This window comes from Paracoccus sp. (in: a-proteobacteria), from assembly GCF_030536915.1.
In the GTDB taxonomy this organism is placed as follows: domain Bacteria; phylum Pseudomonadota; class Alphaproteobacteria; order Rhodobacterales; family Rhodobacteraceae; genus Paracoccus.
This window is the reverse complement of the sequence record NZ_JAUNPC010000126.1, coordinates 1-6,059: the sequence shown is the minus strand read 5'-3', so window position 1 is coordinate 6,059 and position 6,059 is coordinate 1. Positions and strand designations below refer to the sequence as shown.

The following is a 6,059-nucleotide window of genomic DNA, read 5'->3' as shown; positions in this document are numbered from 1 at the left end:
GTCCCGCCATGGGGACGGACACCTCGCTGCGGATCCGACGCAGGTGCTTTTCCTTCCAGAGCTCGGGCGAAAGCGTGTCGTAGTGGCGCAGCACAAGCTGCGGCGCCTGCTGGCGCATCAGGAAGCCGTTGATCTGTTCCTGCTTCTTGTAGTGCAGCGGCATCCGTCCGACATCCGCCTTTGCCCTGATGAGGGACTTGCCTAGGATATGGCCCCAGAAGCCGTATTTCGACGCCTCCCACAGATCGCCATAGGCCTGCTGCGATATGTCGCGATAGGCCCTTGGCCTTCCCCGCTCGTCGAGGAAGAACTTGAAAAAGGGCGTCCTGAATATCGTGTCTTCGCTTGGCGGCGCGGCATAGACGGCCTCGGCCGTGCTGATGACGATGCCGCCGACGTCCTCAGAAACCAGGCTCAGCACCTCGGCTATGCCCTGCGCGGACCAGATCAGTTCATCCACGTCGCAATGCAGGATCCAGTCCGTTTCGCACCAAGCCTTGGCCTTGGTCGCGTTGTGGACCTGGCGTTCTTCCAGCGCGTCCGGTCGGCCTCGCCGCCACCAGCGGTCGCTGCAGACGGTGTTCCTGACCCCGTCGAGCGCGACGTTGCAGGCCACCTTCGGGTCGTCATGGAACAGGAAGACCTGACGCGCGCCTCTGGCCAGATAGTGGCGGGCGAAGATCTCGCAGACAGGGGCGCTTGCACGGACGGTCGCCACGACGCTCCAGCTTGCTTGCCTGCGCGTTTGTTCCGTCATTCAAGGCCCGCAGCTTCTCGGAGTGATTGCCCGCATCACCGCGGCAAGCGATGATGGTAGCGGAGGAGGGACTTGAACCCCCGACACGCGGATTATGATTCCGCTGCTCTAACCAACTGAGCTACTCCGCCCCGGGGCATCCCGTAAGGGGTGCGGGGGATTTAGGGGCGGGGCGGGGGCGCGTCAAGCGGATTTCTCGCGGGTCCGCATGGCGGGGCTTGTCTCGCCCGCGCGAGGGATGCAGGGAAACCGGGCGCGTCCTTGGGCGTTGCATCACGAAAGCAAGGGGTTGCAGATGGCGGACGATCCGTATGCCGCGCTGGGTGTGTCGAAGACGGCAAGCGACGCCGAGATCAAGAAGGCCTACCGCAAGATCGCCAAGACCGATCACCCGGACCTGACCGACGATCCGAAGGCGCATGACCGCTTCAAGGCGGCTTCGGCGGCTTACGACCTGCTGAAGGACCCGGACCAGCGCGCCCGATTCGACCGGGGCGAGATCGACGCCCAGGGGCAGGAACGCCCGCAACGCCGCTATTACCGCGATTTCTCGGAATCGCCCGACAACCCTTATCGCGGGCAGGCGCATTACGGCGATTTCTCGGATGTCTTCGCCGACCTCTTCGGCGAGGGCGGGCGCGGCACCCGGCAGTCCGGCTTCGGCGGCGCCCGCAGCTTCGACATGCGCGGGCAGGATCACCGCTATACGCTGGAGGTCGATTTCATGACCGCGGCGCGCGGCGGCACCACGCGCATCACCCTGCCGGACGGCAATGTGCTGGACGTGACGATCCCGCCCGGCACCCGCGACGGCCAGACCATCCGGCTGCGCGGCAAGGGCGGCGCCGGGATGGGCAACGGCCCGGCCGGGGACGCACTGCTGGCGATCACCGTGCGCGACGATCCCGACTGGCGGCGCGAGGGCGACGACGTGACCACGGTGCTGCCGATCTCGCTGGACGAGGCGGTGCTGGGCGGCAAGGTCGAGGCGCCCACGATCGACGGGCCGGTGATGCTGACGATCCCGCGCGGCGCCTCCTCGGGGCAGAAGCTGCGGCTGCGCGGGCGGGGGCTGGCGGGCGCGGGCGGCAGGCGCGGCGACCAGCATGTGGAACTGCGCGTGGTCATGCCGCCGAAGATCGACGACGAGCTGGCCCGATTTGTCGAGAACTGGCGCAAGGATCACGCCTATGATCCCCGCGCGCAGGGAGGGAAGGGACGATGACCCGCCGTTCGATGACCCGGAACGAGATCCTCGCGCTGATTCCCGAACTCTCGGACGAGGCGCTTGCGGTGCTGACCGAGGCCGGGATCGTCCAGCCCGTCCTGGGCGCGGCCGAGCCGCGCTTCCGCGAGATCGATGCGGCCCGCCTGCAGCTTGCCGTGGACCTTGAAGAAATCTTCAGGCTCGACCCCGAAGGGCTTGCGCTGGTGCTGTCGCTCATCGACCAGTTGAATGGCTTGAAGGGAGAGATGCAGGCGGTGCTGGGCGCCCTGGCCGAAGAGCCGCCCGAGACCCGGGCCCGGCTGCGCCGCGTGATCCGGGAAACCCGCATCCTGCGGGTGCAGGGTGAGTGACGGCGTCCGCCTGCGTCCCGGCGGCCCGCCTCTGGATCTCGCCGGGGCCGAGGGCGGCTGCCATTGCGGGGCGGTGCGCTTCCGGGTGAGGCTGGCCGAGGGCCTCGCCTCGGCCCGGCGCTGCGACTGTTCCTGTTGCCGGATGCGGGGCAGCGTCTCGGTCACCGTCGCGGATGGCGGGTTCGAACTGCTCTCGGGCGCTGATCGCCTTGCGACCTATCGCTTCAACACCGGGGTGGCGGCTCATCACTTCTGCTGGCGCTGCGGCATCAACACCCATCACGAGCGCCGGTCGGTGCCGGGGCAGGTCGCTGTCATCGCCGCCTGCCTGGACGGGGTGAGTCCCTTCGATTTCCTTGAACTGCCGGTTTCCGACGGGGTGCATCACCCTTCGGACGGGGGCGGCGGACGCGCCGGGATGCTGCTCTACAGTCCCGCGTAAAGCGCGGCAAGGCGATCCGCCTCGGCATCCAGCCCATAGGGCGGGTTGATGACGAACATCCCCGATCCGACCATGCCATGCCCCGGACGGGCCGGGGGAAAGCGCACCTCGGACCACAGCGCTTGGCGGTGGGCTGCGGCCAGCGCCCCGATCATGGGACGGTGGCGGTCGTCGGTCAGGACCGGATACCACAGGGCGATCACACCGACGTTCCACTTGCGCGCCATGCGGTCGATCCACGCAGGGATGCGGTCGTAGTCGGGCTTGACCTCATAGCTCGGGTCCACCAGCAGCATTCCGCGCCGGGGTGTCGGCGGAATCAGGGCGTTGGCCATGGCGAAGCCGTCCTGATGGTGAAGGCGCGCGAAACCGGCGACCTCGGCCAGCGCGGCCTGTTCGGCCGGGTGCAGTTCCGCCAGATGGGCCGTGTCACCCGGCCGCAGGAAATGCGCCGCGATCAGCGGAGAGCCGGGATAGGAATCGGGGCCATGCTGCGCCCGGATGGCTGCCAGCGCCTCGTGCAAGGGGTGGTCCCGCGGCAGCCAGCCCGAGGACAGCGCACGCGCAATGCCCGCTTCCGCCTCGCCGGTCTTCAGCGCAGCCGGGGCGCGCAGGTCGTAAAGCCCGCGGCCGGCATGGGTTTCGATATAGCTGAGGGGTTTCGGCTTCCCGGTCAGTCGGGCCAGAGCGGTCGCAAGCAGCGCGTGCTTGTGCACATCCGCCAAGTTTCCGGCGTGGAAGGCGTGCTGATAGGACAACATGGCGCGTGCCTAGCCGCCACGGTCACCGATGGAAAGAGAGGAAGCGGCGACCCCGGGGAGGAGGAGAGGGGTCGCCGCCGACAACGCGCCCAGGGAGGAGGAGAGGGCGGCGTTGCAATCGGATCGCTACCGGGGAGGAGGTCGGCTGCGATCCATGTCCGTAAGATGGCCCAGTTGCTGCATCTGCACAACGGCATTTTGTGCCTATCTGTTATGCTTGCGGTGCATGGTTTGGCCGCCTCAGGGTTGTTAAACTCAAGGCACTTTTAGGAAATCTGTTGTCCTTCACCCGGAACGTGTATCACCTATGTGTGTGACGCAACGGAAATCGGGAACCTTTTGCCTTGATGCTGCAAGGCAGCATGTTTTCCGATGTCTGGTTCCTGCAGATGCCAGCACCTATATCGCCCCAAGGACAGCAAGAAGGATGGGCGGCAGGATGACGGCGAATCGCGACAGGGTCATGCAGGAACTTTCGGCCATTCCGGTTCCAGGCGGCAGCAATCTCGTCGATGCCGACCTCGTCCGCGCCCTGACCATCACGGATGACGAGGTGAGTTTCGTCATCGAGGCCCCGGATCCGGTCCTTGCCCGTGCGCTGGACAGTGCAAGCAAGGACGCCGAGGCGCGGCTGCGCGCCCTCGGGTTCTCAAGGGTCCGCATCGTCACCACCGCGCAGGCCGGCCGCGCGCCGCAGGTCACTGCCCGCTCGGGGCAGGGGGCGGACCCCGGCGCGGGCGCCCCGCCCAGCCTGAAGCTCGGCCGCCACCCCACGCCGCAGGCCGGCCCGGAGGCGATTCCCGGCGTGGACCGCATCCTTGCCATCGGCTCGGGCAAGGGCGGGGTCGGCAAGTCCACGCTGACCACGAACCTCGCCGTGGCGCTGACCCGCGCCGGACGGCGGGTGGGGGTGCTGGATGCGGACATCTACGGCCCCAGCCAGCCCCGGATGCTGGGCGTGACCGACCGCCCACGCAGCGAGAACGACCGCATCATTCCGGTCCGCGCCCATGGCGTCACCATGATGTCGCTGGGCCTGATGATGAAGGAAGGCGAGGCCGTCGTGTGGCGCGGTCCGATGCTGATGGGCGCGCTGCAGCAGATGCTGAACCAGGTCGAATGGGGCGAACTGGACGCGCTGCTGGTGGACCTGCCGCCCGGCACCGGCGACGTGCAACTGAGCCTGTGCCAGAAGGCGCCGGTCACGGGCGCCATCATCGTCTCGACTCCGCAGGACGTGGCGCTGATCGACGCCCGCCGCGCCATCGACATGTTCGACAAGCTGAAAACTCCGATTCTGGGGCTGGTCGAGAACATGTCGTCCTATGTCTGCCCGAACTGCGGGCACGAGGCGCATCTGTTCGGCCATGGCGGGGTCGCGGCCGAGGCGCAGGCGCGCGGCTTGCCCTTCCTCGGTTCGGTGCCGCTGGACCTGTCGGTGCGACTCGGCGGCGACTCGGGCCAGCCGGTCGCGCTGGGGCAGGGCCCGGTCGCCGATGCCTATGCCGATCTCGCGCAGCGGCTGGTCCGGGGCGGGATGGCCTGAGGGGGCTTTCCGGGAAAGCACGGGAAAGCCGGGCGTACATTGCACGGGAAAACACGGGACGCCCTTTGCTGGAGCGTTTCCGGCGAATCTCGCACCTGTGAGAAGCTGTGATCACAAGGTCCGAAATGAACAGTCCAAAGTGAGTCGCCCCAATTTTTCCCTTGCATGGGCAAATCTGCAGCTATCCTGCCACACCCCGGCAGCCACAACATCTTGTGTAGGAAGCTTTCCGCTCAACCAAAAGCTGACCGCGAATCAAGGGCTTCGGATTCGTGTTCGCTTGACGTTCTCTCAGGCCTGATCCGGCACCTCATCTTTCCCCCCAGAAGCCCATTGCTTCCCATGCTTTCCCATGGCATCCCTTCATCACGGATGACGGGCAGTGAAGGGGCACCAAGACCCCAAGCCATAGGCAGGCTTCATACAGGCACCCCGCCTTCCGAAAAACGACCTGGCCGCGCGCGAGCAGCACCTTCCCCCGAGGTGGCGCATGAGACCGGGCGATCCCCGAAACTTCGGGGCCCAGAGATGGGACGAGGGCGGCGGATCGGGCAGTGGCAGCGGCCCGATCCGCCCTTTCTCGTTTCAGGGCCCTGCGGTTCCGGCGAGGGACAGTGGAAGGTGGCAGGGCTTGGCGCGCAGGTTCAGAGGCTCGGAAGAGGTCAGGATCGACGCCAAGGGGCGCATCTCGATCCCTGCCCGCTTCCGCCGCGTCTTCGAGGCTGCCGACCCTGATTTCGAATCCCGCCAGCGCGCGCAGATGGTCATCGTCTATGGCTTCGCCGACTGGACGCATCTTCGACTTTATACCATGGAAGCGATTGAAGAGATTGACGAGGGCATCAGCCGCATGGCCCGTGGCTCGGCCGAGCGCAGCTATCTGGAAACCCTGATGAACGGCCTGTCGGACGAGGCCGAGATCGATCAGGATGGCCGCCTGGTCCTGCCCCAGCGCCTGCGCGAGAAGATCGGGCT

General features: G+C 66.8%; 7 protein-coding genes and 1 tRNA gene. 5 read left to right on the top strand and 3 right to left on the bottom strand.

Annotated features, from left to right (window positions below; genetic code table 11):
• Together Q4F04_RS14355 and Q4F04_RS14350 are read right to left on the bottom strand one after the other, a co-directional pair.
• Positions 1–757: glycosyltransferase family 2 protein (locus Q4F04_RS14355; protein WP_303370487.1), on the bottom strand; the 757-nt coding region annotated here is incomplete at its 3' end.
• 54 nt (positions 758–811) lie between these two features.
• A tRNA-Met gene (locus Q4F04_RS14350) sits at positions 812–888 on the bottom strand.
• Between the two features lie 164 nt (positions 889–1,052).
• Here Q4F04_RS14350 and Q4F04_RS14345 point away from each other — a divergent pair.
• From Q4F04_RS14345 to Q4F04_RS14335, 3 genes are read left to right on the top strand one after another with little or no spacing between them, the layout of a single operon-like run.
• Positions 1,053–1,982 carry a DnaJ C-terminal domain-containing protein gene (locus Q4F04_RS14345; protein ID WP_303370486.1) on the top strand — a complete coding sequence of 310 codons (930 nt, stop codon included), beginning with the start codon at positions 1,053–1,055 and terminating at the stop codon, positions 1,980–1,982.
• Positions 1,979–2,335, top strand: coding sequence for a chaperone modulator CbpM (locus Q4F04_RS14340; RefSeq protein ID WP_303370485.1), 357 nt, complete (start codon positions 1,979–1,981; stop codon positions 2,333–2,335). The genes Q4F04_RS14345 and Q4F04_RS14340 overlap by 4 nt, the downstream gene beginning before the upstream one ends.
• Positions 2,328–2,777, top strand: coding sequence for a GFA family protein (locus Q4F04_RS14335; RefSeq protein WP_303370484.1), 450 nt, complete (start codon positions 2,328–2,330; stop codon positions 2,775–2,777). Before Q4F04_RS14340 ends, Q4F04_RS14335 begins: the two co-directional genes overlap by 8 nt.
• On the opposite strand, the gene rlmJ is transcribed toward Q4F04_RS14335, so the two are convergent.
• On the bottom strand, positions 2,762–3,538 hold the full coding sequence (gene rlmJ / locus Q4F04_RS14330) for a 23S rRNA (adenine(2030)-N(6))-methyltransferase RlmJ (RefSeq protein WP_303370483.1): 777 nt from the start codon (positions 3,536–3,538) through the stop codon (positions 2,762–2,764). The genes Q4F04_RS14335 and rlmJ overlap by 16 nt on opposite strands.
• A 439-nt stretch (positions 3,539–3,977) precedes the next feature.
• Here rlmJ and Q4F04_RS14325 point away from each other — a divergent pair, with 439 nt between their 5' ends.
• Complete coding sequence (locus tag Q4F04_RS14325; RefSeq protein WP_303370482.1) at positions 3,978–5,084, top strand: Mrp/NBP35 family ATP-binding protein; 1,107 nt, start codon at positions 3,978–3,980, stop codon at positions 5,082–5,084.
• Positions 5,085–5,715: 631 nt separating this feature from the next.
• Positions 5,716–6,059: division/cell wall cluster transcriptional repressor MraZ (locus Q4F04_RS14320; RefSeq protein ID WP_303370481.1), on the top strand; the 344-nt coding region annotated here is incomplete at its 3' end.

Bases quoted from the DNA above. Each gene is read 5' to 3' on its own strand.
- rlmJ (WP_303370483.1), bottom strand. From the start codon at position 3,538: ATGTTGTCCTATCAGCACGCCTTCCACGCCGGAAACTTGGCGGATGTG.
- Q4F04_RS14325 (WP_303370482.1), top strand. From the start codon at position 3,978: ATGACGGCGAATCGCGACAGGGTCATGCAGGAACTTTCGGCCATTCCG.
- Q4F04_RS14340 (WP_303370485.1), top strand. From the start codon at position 1,979: ATGACCCGCCGTTCGATGACCCGGAACGAGATCCTCGCGCTGATTCCC.
- Q4F04_RS14345 (WP_303370486.1), top strand. From the start codon at position 1,053: ATGGCGGACGATCCGTATGCCGCGCTGGGTGTGTCGAAGACGGCAAGC.